Raw genomic sequence first — 25,228 nt, forward strand, 5'->3', positions numbered from 1 at the left:
GTCCTTGTGACCTGCCCCTCGACGGTGACGCAGGACGCGCCCGAATGGATGACGACGTGCCGTACCGGGCTTCGACCCAGTCGGCGAATGGCGCGTGTTTCCGCCATGAAACCCCTCCCAGATCAGGATGCCAATTAAGGCCAACATGACCACTCCAGAACGACAGGAGCCCAACCGGATTTCTTTGCCACGAATCGGTCGGACGCGCCTGCCACGCAGACCCCCGGACACCGCTGGACCGCCAGGGCGATATTCGCCCGGCCACGGCGCTCGTCCCGATGATTCCGGGGATCACGAACATTACGACCAGCTATAGCCGCACCCCGCAGGACTACCCACCCGCCCCACCCATCCGCCCCTTACCCCACCCATCCGCCCCGTCCCCCACCGTCCGTCCCCGACCCCGTCCGTCCGTTCCCCCGCGCCGTCCGTTCCCGCGCTCCGTGCGTCGACTCGTTCCGCCCCTGCCCGGGCTCAGACCGGCGCGGCGGGATCGCGATCCCTGGTCCGCCATCGGGGGTCCGCGCGGCCCGGGGCTTGTCCCGGCGACCCCATCGCCGAGGAACCGGCGCTCAGCCGATCCCGCCGAGGCCTGGAGAACAATCGATCATCGTGGCGCCGGACTGGTAGGCCGGCGGCACCCAGGTCGACTCGGATCGCGAACGAGATCGCGACATGCCGAGGACTGTTCGAGGATGTCACCCCCCACACGCCGAACAGCCCTCGGCACGTGACCGAACAACCCTCGGCACGCGACCACGAACCGCGGAGAACCACGAACCGCGGAGAACCACGAACCGAGAGAAACCGCGAGCCGAGGGTGGCGCGGGGTCAGCCGCGGGCGGCGCGGCGCAGCTGGCGCAGTTCGCGGCGCAGCCGGATCTGCGGGATCACCCCGACCAGCAGACCGATGATCAGCCCACCACCGGCGGACGCGGCGAGCGCCCCGGCCACCGACATCTGCCGGGTGGTTCCGAACAGCCAGATGCTGACCTGGGCGTCGTTCTTGACCACGAAGATGACGACGAGGATGGCGATGACCGCGACCAGGACGGTGATCGCGTAGGTGGTGTACCCGATCCCCCGCCGCGCCGATCGACCCCCGGCCGGACCACCGGGAACAGGACCACCGGGAACAGGACCACCAGGAACGGTGGGGTTGGCGGGGAACGCGCCCGTGCCGGAGGCCGGACCACCCTGCGGACCCGCCGGATACGCCGAGGGCGTGGGTGACGGCCCTGGGACCTGCCCGGAGGCCGGTGAGCCGGCGGCCCCGGTGCCGACGCCGGTGGGTGGCGCGGACTGCGATGGACGGGTGGGATCGATCCGCTTGCCCGGCTGCTCAGGTCCCGCCATCGTCCCGCCCCATCGTGTACGTCGCCCATGGTCACCTGTCGGCGCGCGCCCCGAGCCGTCCAGGTTCCATCCCCTGACTGGAAGTCTAGGCCGCGGGGTGCCCTATGCTGAAGGAAGCGGATGAGGTGGCCGGACGGCCGCGTCGGTGTCGGGCCTGTCCCGGTGCCGCCGAGGAAAGTCCGGGCTCCGCAGGGCAGGGCGGTGGGTAACACCCACCCGGGGTAACCCGCGGGACAGTGCCACAGAGAACAGACCGCCGGTGTCGCATGCGGCGCCGGTAAGGGTGAAACGGTGCGGTAAGAGCGCACCAGCGCCCAGGGTGACCTGGGCGGCTCGGTAAACCCCGCCCGGAGCAAGGTCAATAAGGTTCGCGGCCGGTATCGGTCGCGGGCCGCGCAGGCGTCTGAGGGCTGCCCGCCCGAGCCTGCGGGTAGACCGCTTGAGGCCGTCGGCAACGACGGCCCTAGAGAGATGGCCGTCACCGGGGTGCCGCAAGGCTCCCCCGGCCACAGAACCCGGCTTACAGGCCACCTCATCCGCCCCATGCCCGCCGACCTGCGGCGATATCCCGCGCGGTCGGCGCTTCCCATGCCGGCCAAAGAAGCCAGAGCCCGCACCTGTAAGCCGTTGATTGAACATGTTCAACCAACGGCTTACGGTACGAAAATCCGGTCGACCAGAGGAGCTCGGCATGACCGTCAGGGGCATGGATGGCCACGACGCCGTCAGCGGGTCGGGCACAGCGGGCAGCGATGCGGCCGGCCGGCGCACTGCCGATGATCCGGTTACCACCGAGGGCGGCGCTGGCGGCGGCGCGACTCGGGCGCTGATTCTGGACGCGGCCCTGGCATCGTTTCGGGAGCGCGGATATGACCGCACGACGATGCGCGGGATCGCCCAGTCGGCCCACGTCTCGCTGGGAAACGCCTACTATTATTTCGATTCGAAGGAAGTTCTTGTCCAGGAGTTCTACGCCACCATCCAGGAGGGGCATCGACGGCGGGCTGCCGAGGCACTACAGCACGCCGCGTTCGCCGACCGGCTCCGCGGAGTGCTCCACGCCGGTATCGACGAGATGGCGCCCTACCACGCCTTCGCCGGATCTTTCATCAAGACAGCGATCTTGCCATCGTCGCCAGCCAGTCCGTTCAGTGGGGAATCCACCGCTGCTCGCGAGGCCGCCATCGGCCTTTTCCGGGAGGTAGTCGAGGACTCTGCCGGAGGAATCAGCGAAGCGCTGGCCCGGGATCTGCCGGAGCTGCTCTGGCTCGCCTATCTCGGTATCACGCTGTTCTGGGTCGGTGACCGCTCACCCGACCAGATACGCACCCGCCGGCTGGTTGACACGACCACTCGACTGATCAGCCGGCTCCTGCCGTTGAGTCGGCTTCCGGGGCTTCGCTCGGTGACCGCCGATATCCATGCTCTGCTGGTCGAGATGCGGCAGCCCACGCCTCAGGCAACACAGGCAACACCGCGTCGCGGAAGCCGGGCACGATGAAGATCGTCATTCCCGGTGGCACCGGACATCTCGGTCTCCTCCTCGCGCACGCGCTGGACCGCGCCGGGAACGAGGTGGTCGTCCTGAGCCGACGGGAGGACGCCCGTATACCCGGCGCGCGGGTGGTCTGGTGGGATGGTCGCAACACAGGAACGTGGCTGGCGGAGATCGACGGTGCCGACGCTGTGCTCAATCTGGCCGGGCGAAGCGTGAACTGCCGTTACTCCAAACGTCATCTGCGGGAGATGCTGGATTCGCGGGTGGATTCGGCCACGGTCGTGGGCGCGGCGATCGCCCAGGCGGCCCGCCCGCCGTCGGTCTGGCTCCAGATGAGTACGGCCACGATCTACGCGCACAGTGTCGACCGGGCCAACGACGAGGCGACCGGCGTTCTCGGAGGTTCGGAGGAAGGTGTCCCCGCCTACTGGGCCTACAGCGTGAGGATCGCACGGGACTGGGAACGCGCACAGGCCGATGCGCAGACCCCGAGCACACGGAAGGTCGCACTGCGAACGAGCATCGTGATGGCTTCCGGCGCGGGCGGTGCCTTCGAGATGATGACGCGCCTGACCCGGTGCGGTCTTGGCGGGCCGATCGCCGGGGGGCGGCAGTACATGTCCTGGATTCACGGCGTCGACCTGGTGCGGGCGATCGAGTTTCTGTTGCACCGTGGCGATGTGGACGGCCCGGTGAATCTCGCGTCACCGAGCCCGCTGCCGTACCGGGAGTTCATGGCGACGCTACGCCGGGCGGCCGGCGTCCGGGCCGGCCTGCCCGCCACCGCCTGGATGGCCGAAATCGGCGCGTTTGCCCTGCGCACCGACACCGAGTTGCTCCTCAAGAGCCGCCGGGTGGTTCCCGGGCGGCTGCTGGACGCGGGCTTCACCTTCGACTTTCCCGACTGGCCGGAGGCAGCTCGCGATCTTGTCGCCCGGCGCCGGAGCCACGACTGACGCCACGGGCCTCGTCGGTGGAAGGTCACACCGCCGGTGTACCCGGCTGCCCATGCCCGGACCGTCCTGGTCGGCCACGGCGGGAGACCACTCGCAGCCACCCGTCCTGGCCCTTCTCTGACGTCCGCGCGCAACTAGCGTCCGCGTAGTACGTGGTCGGGCAAAGTACGGGGGCGCACATGGAAGTGGGTCCGGTCCAGGTCCGTCCGCAAACGGACGATGTTCCCGCGCGGCGGGAGACCTACCAGGGCACAGGTGCACTATGCATGAGATCAGCAGGCGGCGGTTCTTCCGGCTGTCCGCAGACGCAGGGACGGCGTTTCCCGCCGGCCTGCTGCTGCTGCGAGGCGTCGGCATGATCCCGTCACAGGACGTTCTTGGGCACGTCGAGTCCCGCATCTGTCAGCTCACCGCTGGTTACGAACGGAACCCGATCGGTGCGACCGCGCTGTACCTGCGGCGACATCAACCGGTGGTACGCGCGATGCTGGTCGAGGGCGGACGTTCCACCGCCGTTGACGCCCGCCTGCACCGGGCCGCCGGCCGGCTGGCCGCGCTGTGGGCGACCACCCGCCATGACGTCGGCGACTCCACGTGTGCCCGGGTCTCGTTCGCGGAGGCCTTCGAGCACGCGGACCTGGCCCGGGATCGGCCGCTGCAGGCATGGGTTCGGCTGTGGCAGTCGTCGCTCGCCCGCAAGGCCGGTCGCCTTGACGATGCGCTGCAGCTGGCCCGGGATGCCTCGGCCCACGTCGGCACCCGGGCACCGGTGGCTGGCCGGGCGGCCGCGATCGAGGCCCGGGTGCTGGCCGCGATGGGTGATCGACCCGGTGTGCACCTGGCGATCGACCGGGCCTGGCGGGTCGAGGGCACGCTCACCGCGGAGCAGCGTGGCGTTCCCGGCTTCTCGATCGACACGTTGAACCCGCTCACGCTCGCGGAACTGTCGGCCGCCGCCTACGTGGAACTCGGTGCGACCCGTGCCGCCCGGGTCTACACCGATGCCGCCCTGCACCGCCTCGACCAGGCCGGGGCGACCGGGCTACGGTCAATGGCCCGGATCGCGGCCGCCACCGCCGAACTGCACCAGGGTGACGCAGACCGGGCCGAGGCGCTGGTCAACGAGGCCCTGGACATCTCCGCTCACCGGCCCAACGCGGTGATGACCCGCCGGGCGAGGCGCTTTCTCTCCGACGCCCGCCGCCGCGTCGGCCACCATCCCGGGATGACCGGCATCGCCACCCGCCTCGACACCTGGGATCTTCCCGCCGTCCCCGCCTGACGCCTTCACCCGCTGGAGGGGGCAACGGGATCGACGTTGCCGGTCGGGTCGGCAGGCGTGGCGGGGTCAGTGGCGGGGCGGATGAGGATGGTGCCGTTCTGGGTGCGGGCACGGACCTCGGTCTTGTCCTCGGCCGAGGAAGGGCCGCTGCGCGGGGGCAGCAGGGTGCGGACCTCACCGTTCTTGCTGAGCGCGTCCACCCAGGCGGCCAGACCCGCGCGGATACCGACCTCGACGTCGCCGGTTCCGGTGGCGAGGTCGACCCGCCCGCCGACCACCTCTCCGACCCGCAGGTTGCCCCATGCGGTGCGGACGGTGACGTTCGCGGCGGCGTGATCGACGGCGACGTCGCCGCCGGCGGTGGCCACCACCAGGTCGCCCCCGGCCATCCCGATGACAACCGGGCCGGTCGCGGCCTTGACGGTCGCCGCGCCACGGATCTCGTCGATATGCACCGAGCTTCGCCCGCTGCGCACCACGACATCCCCGTTCACACAGCCGATCCGCAGGTCACCGTCGGCGAGGTTCACCTGCACCTCGTCTGTCCGGTCCAGTTCGACGAAACCGGTGGCGCCGTTCAGCCGGCAGGCACCGAGAATCCCCCGGGCGCGAATGTCGGTGTTGGCGGTCCTCGTCACCAGACTGGACCGGCTCGGTACCTCGACCGTCACGCCGACCGGGCCACGGTTGCCGGCGCGTCCACCCGCGGGTTTTGTCGACCTGATCTCGAGCTTGTTGCCGGTGAAATTGACCCGGACGCGTCCCGATGCCGGGCCCGGACCTTCCGTTTCGACCTGGACGACAGTGTCCTGACGGTCACTGGCAATGATCCGCACCTGGCCGTCTCCCAGCTTCAGGTCGACGGTGATGGGTTCGGGTGTACTGAATGTGGCCACGCGAGCTCCTCCTCGTTCGCTCTTGTCCGGTCAGCTTTTCGATGCCTTCCGCACGATGTCCCGCTGGGATCGCGGGCCGGTCCCAGGGTCAGCCGACCCAGCCGACAAAGCGTCCGCCACCACCCGGGTCTCGGCGGGCCCGGCGCCGGCCGGCATCCGGTTCGGTCCCGGGATCGGCAAGAGCCGCGCTGACCACGCGGACGAGCCAGGCGTTGACCGACAACCCTTCCTGCGCGGCGGCGGCCTCGATGCGCAGCTTCAGCTGTTCCGGCGGCCGGAAGTTGATGCGTGACACGGCGCCGTCCCGGCCGTCCGCGAACTCCGCCGGCATCGGTGGCAGTCCCACCGACGACGCCCCCGCAGCACCCGCGCCCCCCGTGGCCACCCCCGACCGACCCGGTCGAACCCAGGTCGCCGACGCATCCCGCCACTGCGGCCCATCGTGCTCGTCATAGCCGCTGGGGCCACGCCGGATCTGCGGGCCGCTCGGTTCGCCCTGCTCGCCCGGCGCACTCTCGCCTCCCGCCGGCGTGCCCGTGACAGGAGGTCCTCCCTGGCCGTTGCGCTCACGGCCGGAGGTCTCCGGCGGGGTCACGACGAAGTACGGGTTGCGCCCGCGCAGCCGGACCTCCACCGACCCAGGGGCGAGGTCACGGGTGACCTCCTCCGCGGCGGCGGACAGCACCTCGAGCAACGTGAGCCGGGACGCCGAGGCCACCGCAGCTGTCAGCCGCTCGGCCAGCGCCTGGGCCTCCCCCGAGTCCGCCGCAGCCAGCAGCTCGCTCCGGAGGTTCTCCACATACGGCGTGAGGTCCATGACCATCAGTCTGGCGCCACTATGGCGCCATGTCAACGCCAACTTTGGCGCCACCCAAGTGCCCATTCGGGCGCCACTTTGGCGCCATGACTACCGCGTCAGCCGCGAAGGACGAGGCGGACACCGAGCCCTGCCACCGCCGCGCCCGGCGCCGCCCCTCGACCGTGATCACGTTCCGTCATGCCACTGCCGGGGGTCGCGGGTGTGCAGGGTGCACACGGGTCGCCGTGGGGGCAGTCGTGTCCGATATGCCCCCACAACGACCCGCGTGGACGGATCTTGCCGTAGGGCTCGTTGCGGACCGTGGGGACGGCGAGAGCAGCGTTGCTTTCCGCACTGGAGAGGCGCGATCTAGCTACGGAGAGTGCACAGGTGGACGGGCAGGTTCATGGCGATCGACGATGGCGTCGAACTCCTCGGCGATGCCGTCATCCGGGGGATGGTGCCGCACGTTCAGACGACAGACCCGGCTACTCGGCCCCGCCAACGGCCTGGCCACTCCCTGACTGTGACTACTCGGCAGCGGGCTGCTACTCGCCGGCGGTGGTGAGGTGCGCGACGTGGTGGGTGTCGTTGAAGCCGCGCAGGACGGCGGGACCGTCGGAGTACCAGTCGATGGTGGTCAGGGCCACCAGGTCGAGGTGCAGGCGGTACAGGACGGTCGGCTCGGCGGCGAGCGCGAGCTGGGTGAGACCCTTGATCGGGGTGACGTGCGAGACCATCAGGACGCGGGCGCTGGGGTGCTCGGCGAGCAGGCGGTCGCGGACGCGGCCGACCCGGGCGACCGTGTCGAGCAGGCTCTCGCCGCCGGGGGGCGGGACGGCGGGGTCGGCGAGCCAGGCGTCCAGGTCGTCCGGGAAACGCTCGCGGACCTCGGCGAAGGTCATGCCCTCCCAGGCACCGAAGCTGGACTCGCGCAGGTCGTCCTCGACGGTGTAGTCGCGGCCGAGGGCCTCGGCGGTCTGGCGGGCGCGCTTGAGCGGGGAGCTGAGGATGAGGTCGAAGGGCTCGTCGCGCAGCCGGCGGGCCGCGGCGGCGGCCTGTTCGAGACCGAGGTCGGTCAGCGAGGCCTCGATGGTGCCGGAGAAACGCTTCTCCACGGACAGCGGGGTCTGGCCATGACGCAACAGGACGGTGGTGGTCGGCGGCGCGGGCGGGGCCATCCAGCCGGAGAGGCGGTTGGTGGTGGGGGCGCGGTGGGGTTCGGGGTCGGGCGACTGGGGTTCGGTGGGTTCCCAGGTGCGGCCGGCGGCGGCCGCGTCCATGGCCTCGTTGGCCAGTCGGTCGGCGTCGCCGTTGCGCTCGCGGGGAATCCAGCGGTAGCGCACGGCGGCGAAGTCGCGGGCGAGGCCGGCGGCCTCCTCGGCCAGCGGGCGCATCGACGGATGCTTGATCTTCCAGCGACCACTCATCTGCTCGACGACGAGCTTCGAGTCCATCCTGACCTCGACGGTGACCGACCCGGTGGACGGCGCGGTGAGGTCGGCGGCGGCCCGCAGGCCCGCGATCAGCCCGGAGTACTCGGCGACGTTGTTGGTCGCCCGTCCGATCGACGCGGCGCGTTCGGCGATGACACGACCGCTCGCGGCGTCACGGACGACGGCGCCGTAGCCCGCCGGGCCCGGATTGCCGCGGGACCCCCCGTCAGCCTCGACGATCAGTGTGCGCTCGGTGCTCATCCGCGTCTCCCCTCACGCCGTTGCCCACACGCCGTGCCCGGCGTAAGCCTCCCACCGACAGCTCACCCCCCGACCGCCGACCCCACTTCGCCGCGGCGCGGCGCGTCCCCGTCCAGCTGGATCGTCCGGTTACAGGCCGGACTCGGCGGTGCGGATCAGAATCCGCTGGCATTCCTCGCAGCGGACCACCTCGTCGGCGGGCGCGGCGGCGACCTCACGCAGATCCCCGCCGGAGAGCTCGAGGTGGCAGCCCTGGCAGCGTCGCCGCAGCAGTGCCGCCGCGCCGACCCCACCGGACGTCGACCGAATGCGCTCGTACAGGGTGACCAGCGCGTCCGGCAGGGACGGGGCGAGAGCGCCGCGCCTGTCACGCAGGCGGACGGTCTCGGCGTCGATCTCGCCGCAGGCCTTGTCCCGGGCGGTGTTCGCCGCGTCGATCTCGGCGCGCACGTCGGCCTCGCGGCGTTCCAGGTCGGCGATGCGGCCGTCCAGGGCCTCCACGGCCTCCATCCGCTCGAGCGCCTCGTCCTCCAGGACGCCCTGGCGGCGCGCGAGCGAGGCCACCTCGGACTGGAGGTTCTCCAGCTCACGGGCGTTGCTGATGGCACCGGAGCCGAGCCGATCGGTGTCGCGCGCGGAGCGGGAACGGACCAGTTCGATCTCGTCTTCCAACCGACGCTGAGCTCGGGTCACATCACCGAGTTCGGTACGGACACCGATGAGATCGTCACTGATCGACGCCAGATCGGCGCTGCGGGCGGTGATGACCTCGAGCTCGGGCAGCGTACGGCGGCGCGCGGCCAGCCGGTCGATGCCGGAATCAAGCGCCTGCAGCTCAAGCAGGCGGAGCTGAACTGCTGGTTCGGCCTTCATGGACTCCTCACCGGTGTGCCCTCGAAATGCGTCGTGCCGTCGAACCGAAGCGTGCCGTCGAACCGAAGCGTGCCCAGGTGTCGCGACGGGCCCACCGCGGGCGCGGCCGCGTGCCTTCGCCCGCCGGGCTAGCGGGACGAGACGTGCAGGCGCCAGGGGTCGGTCACAAGAGTGGACACCGTCGTCCTCACCGTACGTCCCCGAGCCGCGAGACCTGCCGTCAACCGGGCGGCGGCCTGCTCGAGCCAGGGCCATTCACTGGCCCAGTGCGCCACGTCGACGAGGACGACCGGATGGGCGCTGACCGCGTCCAGCACGTGATGGTGCCGGCCGTCCGCCGTGACCAGCACGTCGGCGCCGGCCGCCCGGGCGGCACCGACCATCTCCCCACCGGACCCGCCGCAGACGGCCACCCGGCGCACCGGGGCGTCCGCGGGCCCGGTCGCCCGCACTCCCCCGGCCGTGGCGGGCAGTGCCCGCGCGACCCGGGCGCAGAACTCCCCGAGCGGCTCGGGTGCCGCCAGCTCACCGATCCGACCGAGCCCCCGGCACACCGCCGGGTCAGGCTCGCCACCGGCGTCGTGCTCGTCGACCGCCCCGGCCGCCCCGGCGGCCACCTCTGCGGCCTCGGCCTCGACGGCGGCGGCATGCTGTGCTTCCAGCGGGCGGACGTCGCGCAGGCCGAGCGCCGCGGCCAGGGCGTCGCTCACCCCGGGTGCGGCGACATCGGCGTTGGTGTGGGCGGTGAACAGGGCCACGCCGGCACGCACCAGGGTGGCGACCACCCGGCCGCCGGGGGTCGTCTCGGCCACTGCGTGCACGCCGCGCAGGAACAGCGGATGGTGGGTGATCAGCAGGTTGGCGGAGCGGGCCGCCTCAGCGGCCACCTCCGAGGTCGGGTCGACCGCGAACAGCACCGACTCGACCGGTGTGTCCGGGTTGCCGACCACCAGCCCGACCGCGTCCCACGTGGCGGCCCAGCTCGGCGGATAGACGCTTTCCAACACCGCGACACAGTCACGGACCGTCGCCGTCCCATCGTCCATCGGGAGAACCCTACCCGTACGGTCGCGGCTGTCTGCCATGCGGTCACGCCGGCCGCACCGCTGCCGAGACGACACCGACACGATGCAGAGTCGAGGCCGAGGCGCCGCACGCCGCGGACCCTTCCCCCCGTAACGTCACGGATGGCAACAGACCCGCACAGGTGCGGGCGGCCACAACGAAGGGGTACCTGACCATGGCGGACGTGTCGGTGCGGTTCCAGGTGGCGGGTGATTCGGAGATCGTGCTGAACCTCGGGACCGCCGAGGCGGTCCGGCTGGTCGAGGCCATCATGCGCAAGGTCGCCGAGGCCGTGGGTGGCCCCGCCCTGGGCAACAACGGGATGGGTAACCCGGCGATGGGTGGGCCGAGCATCGGCGGCGGCTCCCTGGGCAACAACGGGATGGGCGGCACGCAGCGTGCCGCCGTCGGCTCGAGCTGGCCCGAGATGCCGCAGTCGGGCAACGGCCTGCCGCCGACCCGGTAGCCGAAGCCGACGGGCCGATCCGGGCGGCCGCAGCGCGCCGGGCCCACCGGACGGCCCGGGGCGATCGGCCACGGAAAGCGGCTGCTTGGGCAAAAGCCCGACACAATGACCACCCATCGCGATACAACTCCGCACAGCCATTCCCACCGAAAGGACAATGATCACGCATGGCGGGGGACGTACCGGTCGACGAACGCGCGCTGATCATCCCGTCCGGTCCGGGCAGCGCCAGCGTGCTGCGCGCGGCGGCGAGTCCTGACCAGCCGGGGCGGGGGGCGACCCCACCGGCCACGACCACCTCGGCCGTCCCGACCGGTGCCGCCGGAACAGCGGGCACCGCGGGCACGACCGCCGGCGGCCCGGGCGCGGCGACACCCGCGGACCCCCGCGGCGAGCGGACCCTGCATCACTACGGGCGGGTCCAGGTGCTCGGTCGGCCGCGTGACCCCGATACCGCGCGCCCTTCGGCGACCACGCAGCACCAGCCCGGGGTGCGCGGGCTCGCCGCGCTGATCCCCCCCGCCGACGGCAGCGTCGTGTCCACCACGGGGGTCTCCCCCGGTCTGAGTCGCGCCGAGACGTTGGGTCTGGACGCCTTCCGGCTGCGGGCGAGCTCGGCCTACCGTCAGATGAAGGCCGAGCGCCCGCGGGACGGCCACGACTGGGACATGGACCGGCCCTGCACCGACGTCCCACCCCCGCGGACCTCCGCGCCCAGCACCCCGGCCCCGCCCGCGGCCCTCTCCCCCACCGCCACGCCGCCGGCCCCCACCGACCCGTCGTCCGCCGTGGGCGGCACCACGTCGGCGGGTGGTACCTCGCCCCTGGGGACAGCGGCCACGGGGACAGCGGTGCGGGCCACCTCGTCGAACGGCGCGATCGGCGACGGGGCGATCGGCGACGGGGCGATCGGCGACGGGGCGTCGAACGGCCAGCTGCCGTCGTCCGGTGCGGCGGGCGTGCCGACCAGCTCGCGGCTGGAGGGTTCGGTCGCCGTCGGGCTCATCCTCGTCGAAGGGCCCACCGCCGACCTGCAGTTCACCGCCGCCGAGCGGACGAAGGTCGTCGCCGAGGTACAGAACGGCCTGTCCTGGTACGCCACCACCAACCCGGCGGCGGACCTGGCCTTCCACTACGACATCCAGATCGTGCGGCTGTCGGTCGCGGCCAACCCGAACGCCACCGACCTCGAAGCGCTGTGGCGCGACCCGACCATGGACCGGCTCGGCCACAAGCCGAACTTCGACGGCGTCTACGACTACGTGGACGCGCTGCGCGGCCGGCTCCAGACCACCTGGGCCTACTGCGCGTTCTTCACCAAGTACCCGGTCGGCTACTTCGCGTACTCGTCCATCGGCGGGCCGCGCATCGTCATGTCGTACGAGAACGACGGCTGGGGTCCCGACAACATCGACCGGGTGTTCACCCACGAGACCGGGCACATCTTCGGCGCCCCCGACGAGTACGGCGGCGCCGGCTGCGACTGCGGCGGCGAATGGGGTGTCTTCCACGCCCCCAACGGCAACTGCGACAGCTGCGCCTCCGCCCCGGTCGACTGCCTGATGCGTTCCAACAGTTTCGCGTTGTGCCGCTACACCCCGAGCCAGCTCGGCTGGGGACGTGGCGTGACCGGCAACCCGGTGCTCATCCAGTCGAAGGGTCTGGGCCGCACCGGCAACTTCGAGGTGCTCGTCCCCTCGGTGTTCGCCGGGCTCACCCACGTCTGGCGCGACAACGACGTCACCAGCTATCCGTGGCGCGATCCGTGGCAGACCGCGCAGTCCCTCGGCCCCGTCGACGCCGTCTCGATGGTGCAGAGCACGCTGGCCAGTCCGGGGCCGCTGGAGGTCGTCGTCCGGGTCGGGGACGGGCTGCAGTTCCTCTGGCGGGAAAGCACCGGCATGTTCGCCTGGCACGCACCCGTCCCGATCGCCTCGGGTCAGGGTGTCCGGGGTGTGCCGTCGCTGGTCCAGAGCCGACTCGGCGCCAAGGGCAACTTCGAACTGCTCGTGCCCGCCGCCGACGTCGGCCTCGTCCACCTGTGGCGTAACCACGACGTGCAGGGCTTCCCGTGGAGCAGCCCGACCCGGTTCGGCGCGAACCTCGGCAAGGTCGACGCGGTCAGCCTGATCCACGGCACCCTCGGCGGCGGCACCGGCATGCTCGAGGCCGTCGTGCGGGTCGGCAGCCGGCTCGTCCACCTCACCCGGGACAACACCGCGGTGTGGCGAACCGGCCCGACCTTCGGTGAAGGTGTCGCCGGCAACCCCGCGCTCATCCAGAGCACGTTCTCCGGTGGCGCGCGCAACTTCGAGGTCGTCGTTCCCTCCACCGGCGGCGGGCTGATCCACTACTACCGCAACAACGGCGCCTCCACCCCGTTCTGGAGCGGCCCGCGCCCCTTCGCCCCCTCGCTGGGGCGCGTCGACGCGGTCTCCATGATCCAGAGCAACTTCGACGGCCATCTGGAGGTCCTCGCCCGCGTCGGCGACGAACTCCACATGATCTGGCGGTCCTCCGGGCCGACCGCCACCTGGTCCACCCCCCGCCGCGTCTTCTGACCCGTTCCCCCAGGACCAGAACCGCCGGCGGGCGGGCGCACGCCGGCGGCCGGCCTATCCGGTCGGGTTCGGCGCGTCCGGGGGCGTGTGGCCGGGGGCGTCCCAGGGCCTGCCGTCGGAGGGGCCGCGGGACTTCTCGGCGTGCCGGGCGAGCCAGCCGTCGACGAACAACGACTCGGCCGGACTCAGCGCCGCGCGCAGGTCCGCCGGCACCGCGTCCACGCACACCGCCCGGACCCCCGGCAGCGCGGCCACCTCCTGGGCCCGCGACGTCGGTGCCGCCAGCAGCACCAGCCGGGGCGGAAACGTCGAGGTGACCTGCCCGAACCCGCCCACTGCCGGGTCAGCGTCCCCCCGGCCACCCGGACCTCCCGGCCGCCCGCTCACGGGCCCCGGGCCCGCCTCGCCCTCGCACGTCTCCTCGGCTGGGGCGGCCGAGCCAGGGTCGTCCGACAGGTCCAGAATGACGAGTAGTTCCGGTTCGGTTCCCCACACCGGCCCATTGTCCGGCGCGCACCAGCGAATGTCCCGATTACCTCCCCATCGGAACGCATCCCCCGGTCGGGCCACCCCACACCACGGCGGACGGCCGGCGCGGCGGGTGTGGGACGCCTGTCGGCCGAGGAAAGGGAAGAATCACAGAGCCTGCCGGATGGACACCGTGCCCGTCCCGGGACAAAGTTGCAGAAAGGCTCGGCCGTGGACCGGTGCAGAGCGCCGGAGGGGGGAGAACGCCGGCGATGAGCACCCGACTGCCGCTGTTCCCGCTGGGGACCGTCCTGCTGCCGGGGCTGGTGCTACCGCTGGAGATCTTCGAGGAGCGGTACCGGACGCTGGTCCGCGAACTGCTCGCCCAGCCCGACGACCACTCCCGCCATTTCGGGGTGGTGGCGATCCGGCGCGGGCGCGAGGTGGGTCCGGCGGTGCCGGCGCTGCACCAGATCGGCTGTACCGCGGTGCTGCGCCGCGTCCAGGAACATCCCGACGGGCGGTTCTCGCTGCTGACGGTCGGCGGGCGGCGTTTCCGCATCGACGAGGTCGATCAGCGGGGCGCGCCCTACCTGCTCGGTCAGGTCGAGTACCTGCCGGACGAGGTCGGTGACGCCCAGGCTGCCCAGGAGGCCATCGGCCCGGTGCAGCGCCTGATGCGCACCTACGCCGAGCGGCTCGCCGCCACCGGCACCGTGCAGATCTCCCTGCCGGACCTGCCGGACGATCCGATCGCGCTGTCCTACGTGGTGGCCGCCGCCGCGGTCACCGACCTGTCCGAACGCCAGGGGCTGCTCGCCCAGGCGGACGCGGCGCAGCGGTTGCGCGCCGAGCGGGCGCTGCTGCACCGCGAGGTCGGGCTGCTGGGGCGGATCACGACGATCGGGTCGAGTGAGCTGCGCCGCGTCGACCCGAGCCCGAACTGACCCGCAGGGACGCCACCCACAGGCCGAGCCCGAACACCAGCAGCGCCGTCACCGGCAGCACCAGATAGAGGCCGTGCGCCCGGACCCGCACGTCCACCAGATCCACCAGCACCGAGGACGCGTTCGCCGGCAGCCCGTGCAGGGCGTCCGCCGACCGGCGCAGATGACCGGTCCACCCGGCGATGAGCGCCCCGGCGGCCCCACCGGCGGCGAGCCCGAGCGGCACCGGCCACCCGGCGTCCCGTGCCCGCCACAGCGCCACCGCGCCGCCGATCAGCCCGGCGACGGCGCAGATGAGCCCGAACCGGGCGTCGATGTCGCTCTGCACCGCGAACGCCGACTCGTTACCGGCCAGCGCCCCGTTCACATTCAGATGCGGCGCCGCCGCCGCCCACAGCAGACCGAGCGGAAACCCCGCCACCACCATGACCGCCGCGCAGATCAGCCCGGCGAGATATCCCCGTCGCCCCGGCGACCCGAGCCCCGGATGCGCACCGCCTCGCCCGGGCAGGACCGCGAACCACCCGGCCCGCTCACCCGCATCCCCGTGGATGCCGGCTCCCAGCGGTGACGCGGGGGGCGCCGACGGATCCTGCGGACCAGCCGAGACCGGCCCGGATTCGGATGATCTTTCCCTCACGTCGCCCCGCTCCGCCACCAGGCACCCGCTCGGCGGTCTCATCGCGGGAACCGCCATACCGACCGCTTCTGACACCTGACCCTATCGTGCCGGTACACCGGCCCCGCCGCCCAAGCCAGCAGCCGACCCGCCGGCCGCGCGGGCGCGCGAGGGCGGCGAGCACCGGGGCCGCGGCCCGTCCTTCAACGCCCCGGGACGGGCCGGTCAGCGCCCCGGGGACGGGTGGGTCAGGAGGTGCCGACGCGGCGCAGGGCCAGGACGGCGATGGCGAGGGCGCCGACGCCCACGGCGGCGCAGACGGCGAGGTCGGCGACCACCGTCGTCCAGTTGACGTCGCGTTGGAAGGCGGCGGCCAGGGCGTCGACGGCGTAGGTGCTGGGCAGGGCGTCGCGGGCCAGCCGGCCGACCTCGGGCAGCCGGTCGGCGGGGATGACCCCGAGGAACAGCACGATGCTCATGCCGAGCTGACCGGCGATCGTCGCGAGTTCCGGGCGTGGGGCGAGCAGGCCGACGGCGGCGCCGATACCCGACAGGCACACCCCGGAAAGCAGCACGACCGGCGCGAGCAGCCACAGCCCGGACAGCGACAGCCCGTACAGCAGACTGCCGAACACCGCGGTGACCAGCGTGCCGGGGGCGGCGAAGGTCGCATAGGACGCGGCGGTGCCAAGCACCACGGCGGCCGGTGGGATGGGCAGGGTGAGGTAGTAGTCCAGCGCACCGGCGGCCCGCAGCGCCCCGAAGCGCTGCGCCAGCAGGTTCAGCGCGACGAACGCGACGACGAGCACCGTGGACCCGGCGACGACCTGCCCGGCGGCGGCGTTGTCGCCGACGTCGAGGATGCCCCGCAGCAGCACCAGGATGCCGATCGACTGGAACGACGCGACGAACAGCAGGGGAATCCGTCCGACCTTCGACCGGGCGAGCTGCCCCCGGTAGACCGCGCCGAAGGCGGTCCCGAAGCCGGTGGCCGCCGGGATGCGCGGCAGCATCAGTCCCGCGGGCCCCGTGGACAGCGCCTGGTCGCCCGACGACTGGTCAGCGGATGCCTGGTCAGCGGACGACTGGTCGGCCGACGGCTCGGCGCGCGGCAGTGGGTCGGTGCGGGGCGCGGTGGCCTCCGGCGCGGTCAGCCCGGGCAGGTTCGCCACCGGGACGCTGCGGACGACGTTCATCGTGGTGCCACGGGCGTCGGGAACAACGGTCATCGGGCCCACACCTGCTGGGCCGGACGACAGAGAGGTTCGGTCACGTCCGCTCCAGGTCTCGGGACGCCCCGCCAAGGGTGAGGTACACGTCCTCCAGGGACGGTGTGGCGAGGCTGAAGTCGTCCAGGGCGGCGAAGGCCGCTCCGGTGGTGAGCCGGCCAAGGGCCTCGCGGGCGGCGACGGGGGCCATCCGCACCGTCCAGCGGCGGCCGCGGATGGTGGCCAGGCCCGCGAGCATGGCGATGGTCGGATCGTCGGTGGGCGGGTCGTGCCGCCAGGCGAGGTCGAGCCGGACGTCGCCGGAGACGGACGCCTTGAGCTGACCGGGCGTGTCACAGGCGATGACCCGCCCGGCCTCGAGCACGGCCACCCGATCAAGCACCGACTCGGCCTCCAGAACGTTGTGCGTGATGAGCACGATGGTGGTGCCGGCGGTGTCCCGGCGGTGCTGCAGTGCCCCCCACACCGCCCGGCGGGCGACCGGGTCAAGGCCGGTGGTCGGCTCGTCGAGAATCAGCACCGGCCGGTCGCCGACGAGCGCCGTGGCCACGCACGCCAGCCGCCGCTGCCCACCGGACAGGCTCGACAGCGGCCGGTGCGCGACCTCGGTCAGGCCCAGTTCGGTCAGGATGGCGTCGCGCGCGGACCGGGCGTCGGCACGGGACAGCCCGCGCATCCGGGCGGTGGTGCCGACGGCCGTGGCCACCGGAAGTTCGGCCAGGGCCAGGTCAGCCTGACCCAGGTAGCCGGCCAGCCGGGAGGGCAGGTCGGGTTCGGCGCGGACGTCTCGACCGAACATCGTGATCGTGCCGGCATCCGGGCGCAACAGGCCCATCAGCTGGCGGACCAGAGTCGTCTTGCCCGCACCGTTGGGGCCAAGGACTCCGAACACCTCACCCTGGCGCACGTCGAGGTCGATGCCGTCGTTTGCGAGGACGGAGTGCTCGCCCACCCCGTGTCGCCGGGTGAGCCCGCGGACGGCGTAGCTCAACACGCCGCCCATTCTCGCAGCCGAACCGGCGAGCGGGCCGCCCCGGTCGTCGGGGAAGCCTCACACCCCCCGCATCGGCGCCTATGTCGGGGCACTGCGTATCAGACCGCGCTGCTCATCCAGACCACGATGTCGAGCATCCGCAGCGGGGTGACGGGCGGACCGCCCTCGGGCACCAGGCTCGCGAGCCGACGGAACTCCTCGGCGTTCTCCCTCAGGTCGTACTGCATGGCCCGAACGAGCAGGCCCATGTACTGCCGCCAGCTGCGGCCGTCGCGGGGGGACGGCGGGACGCAGTCCTCATGCTGGTAGAAGATCCGCACCTTGGAGTCGAACAGCGGCACCAACGCCGGACGCTTGCGGTGCAGCACCTTCGCGATCAGCGAGCCCTTGACGTCGCGGTCGGAGACGTCGGGGTCGTCAAGCGGGTCGTAGAGGGCCGCGACCAGGTCAAGGGTCACCTCGTCGGCCTCGACCAGCTCGATCCCGGGGGGAAGCTTGTCCAGCGCGCGTTGCAGCAGCGGCTGCAGGGCGGTCAGGGTGTGCATCCGGTCGACGGCGACGTGCACGCCGAGCAGACTCGGGGCGAGCAGATCACTGGTACACAGCAGGTCCGGGTCGCTGTTGGTGACCAGACCGTCGTAGTAGGGGTAGGCGTACCGCAGTCCGCGCCGACGAGGGCCCAGATACTCGGCCAGCAGGCTTTCCGCGTCGAAGACCTCTCGGGTCCCTCTCGCCAGCTTCACCGCTGGGCTCCTTGTCGTTGTCCGGAACCTAAACCATGTCCGCCGTCATCCTGCCCGGTCCCCGCCGGTCCGGGAGCGTCGGGGTTGGCCGCAGTATGACCTGGAACTGACCGCGACCAGCGCCGATGATGCGATACGCCACCAGGCGAGTCAGCGCCGATCCGGTACCAGTGGGATGAAGGTCACAGTCGGCGGGGCGGTGTCGGGTGGCGCGGGGTCGACGACACGGACCCTGGGGTCGGCGGCGAGCTGGGTGAGTCGTCCCGCCGGGGCACGCACGACCGCGGCGAACAGGCAGGCGCAACCGGCCCGCAGGTCGGCCGCGGCGCGATCGTCACGTTCCTGGGCGTGCGCGTCGCCGGCCCGCCCGTCGGCGGCGGCGCGCTCGGACGCCTGGCTCGCCGCGGCGGCGAACGCGGCCTGGACATCGGCCACCGGGTCACGCACCGTGACCTGCTCGGTTTCGCCGCTGATCCCCGCGGTGAAGAACACCTGCACGATCCGGTAGCCGCCGACGACGTCGAGCAGCCCGCCGGGGGCGACCGCGGCGGTCAGGCTGGCCACGGCGTACACGTCGGTGGCGGGTGCGGCCGCGGTCAGTGAGGCCAGGCTCTGCCGGCTCGCGCCGAGATAGTCAGCGACCGTGTCCTGCGCGGCCGGCCCGATCCGCACCGCCGGCACCGCGGCGGCACCCTCCGACGCACCGCCTTGCGACGCACCGCCTTCGGGGGCGCTGGCCGGCACCGGAGCGGGTGCCGAGCCGCCCGGTAATCCCCTGCCGTGCCCAGCCCCGCCCGTGGCGACCAGGGTCGGTGCCCGGTCGCGGGCGCCCTGCACGATGGCCGCCACCGCGCTGACCACGATGAGGGTCACCACGCCGAGCACGACGATCCGCCCACCCCTGCCGCCCGGCAGCACGATCGGACCGGCGGCACCGTCGTCGCCCTCGGTGACCCGTAGCCGGTCGACGACCTGCCGGGCCCGCCGCGCGGGCGGGTCGAAGCCGGCCACCAGCAGACGCCGCAGCGCCACGACCAGATGGCGGGCCCGGGGCACGACGACGTCGTCCAACCGGTCAAGCGCCCCGAGCGCCCCGTGCCCGCTGGCACCCAGGCCCGTACCGGCGCCGGCGCGGGCACCGGCCGCCTCGGTCATGTCTGGTCCCGTAGCCGTTCCAGCGCGTCGGCGAGATCAGCCGGATCGGGGCTGGTGAACGTGACCTGGCCACCATGCCCGGGATGTTCGAACGACAGCGAGGCCGCGTGCAGCCACTGGCGGCGCAGCCCCAGCCGCTCGGCCAGGGTCGGGTCGGCACCGTAGGCCAGGTCGCCGACGCAGGGATGCCGCAGCGCCGACAGGTGCACGCGGATCTGGTGGGTGCGGCCCGTCTCCAGGCGCACCGACAGCAGCGACGCGGCCCGGAACGCCTCGTCGAGGTCGTAGTGGGTGACGCTGGGCCGGCCGTCGGCGACCACCGCGAACAGGCCCGGACGCCGCGGATGCCGGTCGATCGGGGCGTCGACGGTGCCACGGGACGGGTCGGGATGGCCCTGCACGACGGCGCGGTAGCGCTTGTCCACCTCCCGCTCCCGAAACGCCCGCTTGAGCAGGGTGTACGCCCGCTCGCTCTTGGCCACGACCATGGCGCCGGTGGTGCCGACATCGAGACGGTGCACCACGCCCTGGCGCTCCGCGGCGCCGGAGGTCGACACGCGGTAGCCCATCGCGGCCAGCGCGCCGATCACCGTCGGCCCGGTGAACCCGGGGGCGGGATGGGCGGCGACCCCGACCGGTTTGTCGACGACGACGATGTCGTCGTCGTCGTGCAGGATGCCAAGCCCCGCGACCGGCGTCGGTTCGACGGTGATGGGCCGCGGCGGCGCCGGCAGGCACACCTCCAGCCACGAGCCACCACGGACCCGGTCCGACCGGCCACGGATCTGACCGTCGAGGCTGGCCTGGCCGTCCTCGACGAGGGTCGCGGCCGCCGTGCGGGACAGCCCGAACATCCGCGCGATCGCCGCGTCCAGGCGGACCCCGTCCAGGCCGTCGGGCACCGGGAGGCTGCGCAGGTCACCACTGGTGTTCACCCGCGCGGCGCCTGCTGCTCGGAGGGCTCGGACCGTTCGGTGTGCTCGGGGGTCGCGCCATCCCCGCGGGCACCGTCCGGGATGTCCGTGTGGTGGCTGCCGTCCAGACCGACGCCGCGCAGCGACAGCAGCACCGCCAGGACGCCACCGCAGACGATCGCCGAGTCGGCGACGTTGAAGATCGGCCAGTGGTGCAGGTGGACGAAGTCGACGACGTGGCCACGCAGCGGACCGGGCGCGCGGAAGATCCGGTCGATCAGGTTGCCGATGGCCCCACCGAGCAGGGCACCGAGCACGACCGCCCAACCCGTCGAGCGCAGCCGGCGGGCGGTGAAGACGACCACGCCGATCACCAGCAGGGCCACCAGGCTCAGCACCACGGTGGACCCGCCGGCGATGCTGAACGCGGCGCCGGAGTTGCGGGTGAGTTCGAGGTCAAGCACACCCGGGATCACTTCGACCGGGTTGCGGCCCGACAGCTTCGCCACCGCGAGATGCTTGGTGATCACGTCGAGGGCGATCAGCGCCGCGGCGGTCGCGACCAGCAGGGCGACGGGACGGCGGGCCGCTCCCACCCCCGCCGGGCGGCTGGCGGCGGAGGCGGGGGCACCGCGGCCGGTGGGATCTTCGGACACGCTGCTCCCGATGCTTGTCGTCGCGCTACCGGCCGGCGCGACACCGGCCGACGCCACACTGGCCGACGCCACACTGGCCGACGAGACGCTGGTGGACGAGAGGCTGGCCGACGAGACCCTGGTCGTCCCGATACCTGTCGCCTCCCCCATCGGGTCCACTTTACGGGCCACCCCGCGGCTTGCGGACGCCCCACGCCCCACGCGATCCCGACCGGGAGAACTGTCGGCCCGGTCGACTAGACTCGGTCGTGCGCGACACGGCGTCGATGGGGACGAGTAGCGGCGAGTGCGGCCCGAGCGAGCCGGGGTTGGTGGAAGCCCGGTGGCCAGCACGTCCGCGAAGATCACCCCTGAGCTGCCGGCAGAACGGAGCCCGCGCCCTGGCACCTCCCGGTGCCGCGGGCCCTCAGTAGATCCGGTCGTCGCGCGCGTGACGAGAGGCCGCCCGGTCCGCCGTCCTCGCCGTGAGTTCCGCGGCGGTGCCGGCACCGGGCGTGCAAGGAGGGTGGTACCGCGGTACCCCCGGCTGCCCGTGCGGGCGTCCGGTGGCGTCGTCCCTCTGCCTGGGCACCGATGCCCCTGTCCGGCACCGATGCCAGGCAGAGGGACGACCAGCCAGCGACGACGACCGAGGAAGACCGGGTCCGCCACGATGAACGACGCCCCACGCACCCCCCGTTACGCCCCGCTGCCCGCGCAGGCGGACCTGCCCGCCCTCGAACGCGAGACGCTGGCCCGCTGGCAGGACACGAAGGTCTTCCACCGGTCGCTCGCGGCGAGCGCCGACCGGCCGCTGTGGCGTTTCTACGAGGGCCCACCGACCGCCAACGGCAAGCCCGGCGCCCACCACGTCGAGGCCCGCGTCTTCAAGGACATCTTCCCCCGGTACCGCACGATGAAGGGCTACCACGTCCCCCGCCGGGCCGGCTGGGACTGCCACGGCCTGCCCGTCGAGCTCGCCGTCGAGAAGGAACTCGGTTTCACCAGCAAGAACGACATCGAGGCGTACGGCATCGCCGAGTTCAACGAGCGCTGCCGCGAGTCGGTGCAGCGCCACGTCGCCGAGTTCGCCGCGATGACCGAGCGGATGGGCTACTGGGTCGACCTCGACACCGCCTACCGCACCATGGACACCAGCTACATCGAGAGTGTCTGGTGGTCGCTGCGCCAGATCTTCGACAAGGGCCTGCTGGTCGAGGACTTCCGCGTCACCCCGTACTGCCCGCGGGACGAGACCCCGCTGTCCGACCACGAGGTCTCCCAGGGTTACACCGACGTCGACGACCCGTCGGTGTACGTCCGTTTCCCCCTGCTCGCCGACGGGCTTGGCCTGGCCGAGCGGGGCGCGCACCTGCTGGTGTGGACGACCACGCCGTGGACGCTGGTGTCGAACACGGCCGTCGCCGTGCACCCGGACGTCGAGTACGTGCTGGTCCAGGCCGCCGGCGGCGAGCTGTTCGTCGTCGCCGAGGCGCTGGTGGCCGCGGCCGTCGGGGAGGATGCCCGTGTCCTCGAGCGCTTCACCGGCCGCGCGCTCGCCGGTGCCCGCTACGAGCGGCCGTTCGACCTGCTCGACGCCGCGCTGTTCGCCACCGGCACCGGTGTCCCGCACACGGTGGTCACCGCCGCGTACGTCACCACCACCGACGGCACCGGGCTCGTCCACCAGTCCCCCGCGTTCGGCGCCGAGGACCTCGCCGTCTGCCGGGCCGCCGGGCTTCCGGTGGTCAACCCGGTCGGCCGCGACGGCCGGTTCGTCGCCGACACACCGCTGGTCGGCGGGCTGTTCTTCAAGGACGCCGACGCACCGCTGAACGCGGACCTGACCGCCCGTGGCCGGCTGTGGCGTGCGCTGACCTACACCCACAGCTACCCGCACTGCTGGCGCTGCCACACCCCGTTGATCTACTACCCGCTGCCGTCCTGGTACATCCGCACCACCGCGATCCACGACCGTCTGCTCGAGGAGAACGCCCGCACCGACTGGCATCCGTCCCGCATCCGTGACGGCCGGTACGGCGAGTGGCTGCGCGGCAACGTCGACTGGGCGCTGTCCCGCAACCGCTACTGGGGCACCCCGCTGCCGATCTGGCGGTGCGCGGACGACCCGTCCCACCTGGTCTGCGTCGGGTCGCTCGCGGAACTGTCGGAGCTCGCCGGACGCGACCTGACCAGCCTCGACCCGCACCGCCCGTTCGTCGACGAGATCACGGTGGCGTGCCGCACCTGCGGGGCGGACGCCCACCGGGTGCCCGAGGTGATCGACGTCTGGTATGACAGCGGCGCGATGCCGTTCGCCCAGTGGGGTGCCCCGCACCGGGGCGCCGAGGAGTTCGCCCGGCACTACCCGGCGCAGTACATCTGTGAGGCGATCGACCAGACCCGCGGCTGGTTCTACACCCTGATGGCGATCGGCACGCTCGTCTTCGACCGCTCGTCCTACGAGACGGTGCTCTGCCTCGGGCTGCTGCTGGACGCCGAGGGCCGCAAGATGAGCAAGCACGTCGGCAACGTCCTCGACCCGTTCGAACTCTTCGACCGGCACGGCGCGGACGCGGTCCGCTGGCTCATGCTCGCCGGCGGCTCCCCCTGGTCCGATCGTCGGGTCGGCCACGAGGCGATCGAGGACATCGTCCGCCGCGTCCTGCTCACCTACTGGAACACCGCGTCCTTCTTCGCCCTCTACGCCGGTGCCGCCGGCTGGCGCCCCTCCACCAGCACGGACACCACCAGCACGGACACCGCCAGCACAGACACCGCCAGCACCACGGCCGCCGGTGAGACGGCCCCGGCCGGTGTGTCGGCGCGCCGACACGTCCTGGATCGCTGGGCGCTGTCCGAGCTCGCCGACACCGTCGCCGAGGTGGACGAGGCCCTGGACGGCTTCGACTCGCTGCGCGCCGGACGACGCATCGCCCGCTTCGTCGACGACCTGTCCAACTGGTACGTGCGCCGTTCCCGCCGCCGTTTCTGGGCCGGCGACCCGGACGCCCTGGCCACCCTGCACACCTGCCTGGACGCCCTGACCCGGATCATGGCGCCGTTCACGCCCTTCCTCACCGACTGGCTGTGGGCGCGCCTGTTCGCCGACACCACCCCGACCACCCCCGACTCCGTGCACCTGACCAGCTGGCCCGAGCTGCCCGCCGACCTGCACTCGGCGCAGCTGTCCGCGCAGATGGAGCTGGTGCGCCGGATCGTCGAACTCGGCCGGGCGGCCCGCGCGTCCAGTGGTGTGCGCACCCGTCAGCCGCTGACCAGGGCCGTCGTCGGCGCCGCTGCCTTCGCCACCCTCACCCCCGAACTGCACGCCCAGATCGCCGAGGAGCTCAACGTCGGGACGGTGGAGGCGGCCACGTCCGACCTCGTCGACGTCACCGTGAAGCCCAACTTCCGCGCCCTCGGCCGTCGCTTCGGCAACCGCACCAAGCCCGTCGCCGCCGCCATCGCCACCGCCGGCGCACCGGTGGACGGCCGCCTCACCCTCACCGTGGACGGTGAGACCATCGAGCTCTCCGGCGACGATCTGATCATCACCGAGACCCCCCGGCAGGGCTGGGCCGTCACCGCCGAATCCGGCCTGTCCGTCGCCCTCGACCTCGAGATCACCCCCGATCTGGCCCGCGCCGGTGTCGCCCGCGACATCGTCCGCATCCTTCAGGACGCCCGTAAGGCCGCCGGTCTCGACATCACCGACCGCGTCGACGTCCGGTGGGCGAGCACCCTGGCCCCCACCGCTCTCGCCCTGCGCACCCACAGCCAGACCGTCGCCGAGGAGGTCCTCGCCGTCACCTTCACCGAGGTCGACCCCGCCGACCTGGCCCCCCTGCCCACTCAGACCACCCCCCTCACCGGCACCAACACCGACCTTGGCGCCGGCACCGGTACCGACACCGGCGCCAACAGCGACCTCGGCCTCACGTTCAGCCTGACCCGCGCGACCCTCCCCACCCCGGCCGCCACCGCCAGCTGACCGGCGCTGCGGCGCTGCGGCGCTGCGGCCGCCATGTCCCAGCGCAGCGCAGCTGCCGAGGGTTGTAAGGGCGCGTGCCGA

At 72.4% G+C, this 25,228-nt stretch carries 21 protein-coding genes and 1 other RNA gene; 8 read left to right on the forward strand and 14 right to left on the reverse strand.

Annotated features, from left to right (window positions below; genetic code table 11):
- Positions 1-831: 831 nt before the first annotated feature.
- Complete coding sequence (locus MXD59_RS09555) at positions 832-1,356, reverse strand: lipopolysaccharide assembly protein LapA domain-containing protein (protein ID WP_248824374.1); 525 nt, start codon at positions 1,354-1,356, stop codon at positions 832-834.
- 121 nt (positions 1,357-1,477) lie between these two features.
- Between MXD59_RS09555 and rnpB the strand changes: the two genes are divergently transcribed.
- From rnpB to MXD59_RS09575, 4 genes are all read left to right on the forward strand, one after another.
- An RNA gene (gene rnpB / locus MXD59_RS09560) (RNase P RNA component class A) lies at positions 1,478-1,895 on the forward strand.
- 152 nt (positions 1,896-2,047) lie between these two features.
- Positions 2,048-2,857, forward strand: a complete 810-nt coding sequence (locus tag MXD59_RS09565; protein WP_248824375.1) for a TetR family transcriptional regulator — start codon at positions 2,048-2,050, stop codon at positions 2,855-2,857.
- The gene (locus tag MXD59_RS09570; RefSeq protein WP_248824376.1) at positions 2,854-3,810 is read left to right on the forward strand and encodes a TIGR01777 family oxidoreductase; all 957 of its coding nucleotides are present in this window, start codon (positions 2,854-2,856) and stop codon (positions 3,808-3,810) included. The genes MXD59_RS09565 and MXD59_RS09570 overlap by 4 nt, the downstream gene beginning before the upstream one ends.
- A 262-nt stretch (positions 3,811-4,072) precedes the next feature.
- Positions 4,073-5,092, forward strand: coding sequence for an NsdA family TPR-like regulatory protein (locus MXD59_RS09575; protein ID WP_248824377.1), 1,020 nt, complete (start codon positions 4,073-4,075; stop codon positions 5,090-5,092).
- Positions 5,093-5,097: 5 nt separating this feature from the next.
- On the opposite strand, the gene MXD59_RS09580 is transcribed toward MXD59_RS09575, so the two are convergent.
- The 5 genes from MXD59_RS09580 to MXD59_RS09600 all read right to left on the reverse strand — a co-directional run bounded on the left by MXD59_RS09580 (position 5,098) and on the right by MXD59_RS09600 (position 10,403).
- A complete protein-coding gene (locus MXD59_RS09580; RefSeq protein WP_248824378.1) occupies positions 5,098-5,988 on the reverse strand; it encodes a DUF4097 family beta strand repeat-containing protein in 891 nt (296 codons plus the stop codon).
- A gap of 88 nt (positions 5,989-6,076) precedes the next feature.
- The gene (locus MXD59_RS09585; RefSeq protein WP_248824379.1) at positions 6,077-6,805 is read right to left on the reverse strand and encodes a hypothetical protein; all 729 of its coding nucleotides are present in this window, start codon (positions 6,803-6,805) and stop codon (positions 6,077-6,079) included.
- A 530-nt stretch (positions 6,806-7,335) separates the two neighbouring features.
- Complete coding sequence (locus MXD59_RS09590) at positions 7,336-8,484, reverse strand: bifunctional RNase H/acid phosphatase (RefSeq protein WP_248824380.1); 1,149 nt, start codon at positions 8,482-8,484, stop codon at positions 7,336-7,338.
- Positions 8,485-8,613: 129 nt separating this feature from the next.
- The gene (locus MXD59_RS09595; protein WP_248824381.1) at positions 8,614-9,357 is read right to left on the reverse strand and encodes a zinc ribbon domain-containing protein; all 744 of its coding nucleotides are present in this window, start codon (positions 9,355-9,357) and stop codon (positions 8,614-8,616) included.
- Positions 9,358-9,485: 128 nt separating this feature from the next.
- The gene (locus tag MXD59_RS09600; protein ID WP_248824382.1) at positions 9,486-10,403 is read right to left on the reverse strand and encodes a Nif3-like dinuclear metal center hexameric protein; all 918 of its coding nucleotides are present in this window, start codon (positions 10,401-10,403) and stop codon (positions 9,486-9,488) included.
- Positions 10,404-10,597: 194 nt separating this feature from the next.
- On the opposite strand from MXD59_RS09600, the gene MXD59_RS09605 reads away from it, so the two are divergent.
- Both MXD59_RS09605 and MXD59_RS09610 read left to right on the forward strand, forming a co-directional pair.
- Positions 10,598-10,888 carry a hypothetical protein gene (locus MXD59_RS09605; protein WP_248824383.1) on the forward strand — a complete coding sequence of 97 codons (291 nt, stop codon included), beginning with the start codon at positions 10,598-10,600 and terminating at the stop codon, positions 10,886-10,888.
- Between the two features lie 167 nt (positions 10,889-11,055).
- Positions 11,056-13,449 (forward strand): DUF8189 domain-containing protein, encoded by a 2,394-nt coding sequence (locus MXD59_RS09610; protein ID WP_248824384.1) that lies wholly within the window; start codon positions 11,056-11,058, stop codon positions 13,447-13,449.
- 54 nt (positions 13,450-13,503) lie between these two features.
- On the opposite strand, the gene MXD59_RS09615 is transcribed toward MXD59_RS09610, so the two are convergent.
- Positions 13,504-13,944, reverse strand: coding sequence for a hypothetical protein (locus MXD59_RS09615; protein ID WP_248824385.1), 441 nt, complete (start codon positions 13,942-13,944; stop codon positions 13,504-13,506).
- A 245-nt stretch (positions 13,945-14,189) separates the two neighbouring features.
- Here MXD59_RS09615 and MXD59_RS09620 point away from each other — a divergent pair, with 245 nt between their 5' ends.
- Positions 14,190-14,864 carry an LON peptidase substrate-binding domain-containing protein gene (locus tag MXD59_RS09620; protein WP_248824386.1) on the forward strand — a complete coding sequence of 225 codons (675 nt, stop codon included), beginning with the start codon at positions 14,190-14,192 and terminating at the stop codon, positions 14,862-14,864.
- Here MXD59_RS09620 and MXD59_RS09625 read toward each other — a convergent pair.
- The 7 genes from MXD59_RS09625 to lspA all read right to left on the reverse strand — a co-directional run bounded on the left by MXD59_RS09625 (position 14,812) and on the right by lspA (position 21,324).
- Positions 14,812-15,504 carry a hypothetical protein gene (locus MXD59_RS09625; RefSeq protein WP_248824387.1) on the reverse strand — a complete coding sequence of 231 codons (693 nt, stop codon included), beginning with the start codon at positions 15,502-15,504 and terminating at the stop codon, positions 14,812-14,814. The two genes, MXD59_RS09620 and MXD59_RS09625, sit on opposite strands and share 53 nt — an antisense overlap.
- A 227-nt stretch (positions 15,505-15,731) precedes the next feature.
- Positions 15,732-16,712 (reverse strand): ABC transporter permease, encoded by a 981-nt coding sequence (locus MXD59_RS09630; RefSeq protein WP_248824388.1) that lies wholly within the window; start codon positions 16,710-16,712, stop codon positions 15,732-15,734.
- A gap of 40 nt (positions 16,713-16,752) precedes the next feature.
- Entirely contained in the window at positions 16,753-17,715 is a 963-nt protein-coding gene (locus MXD59_RS09635; protein WP_163548522.1) for an ABC transporter ATP-binding protein, read from the reverse strand.
- A gap of 89 nt (positions 17,716-17,804) precedes the next feature.
- On the reverse strand, positions 17,805-18,449 hold the full coding sequence (locus MXD59_RS09640) for a DUF6308 family protein (protein WP_248824389.1): 645 nt from the start codon (positions 18,447-18,449) through the stop codon (positions 17,805-17,807).
- Between the two features lie 150 nt (positions 18,450-18,599).
- The gene (locus MXD59_RS09645) at positions 18,600-19,604 is read right to left on the reverse strand and encodes a hypothetical protein (RefSeq protein WP_248824390.1); all 1,005 of its coding nucleotides are present in this window, start codon (positions 19,602-19,604) and stop codon (positions 18,600-18,602) included.
- Positions 19,601-20,539 carry an RluA family pseudouridine synthase gene (locus MXD59_RS09650; protein ID WP_163548525.1) on the reverse strand — a complete coding sequence of 313 codons (939 nt, stop codon included), beginning with the start codon at positions 20,537-20,539 and terminating at the stop codon, positions 19,601-19,603. The genes MXD59_RS09645 and MXD59_RS09650 overlap by 4 nt, the downstream gene beginning before the upstream one ends.
- Positions 20,536-21,324: a signal peptidase II gene (lspA, locus tag MXD59_RS09655; RefSeq protein WP_248824391.1), complete on the reverse strand. Its 789-nt coding sequence runs from the start codon at positions 21,322-21,324 to the stop codon at positions 20,536-20,538. The genes MXD59_RS09650 and lspA overlap by 4 nt, the downstream gene beginning before the upstream one ends.
- A 502-nt stretch (positions 21,325-21,826) precedes the next feature.
- Between lspA and ileS the strand changes: the two genes are divergently transcribed.
- Positions 21,827-25,147, forward strand: coding sequence for an isoleucine--tRNA ligase (gene ileS, locus MXD59_RS09660; RefSeq protein ID WP_248824392.1), 3,321 nt, complete (start codon positions 21,827-21,829; stop codon positions 25,145-25,147).
- Positions 25,148-25,228 lie beyond the last annotated feature (81 nt).

Source organism: Frankia umida (genome assembly GCF_023242945.1).
Lineage (GTDB): Bacteria > Actinomycetota > Actinomycetes > Frankiales > Frankiaceae > Frankia > Frankia umida.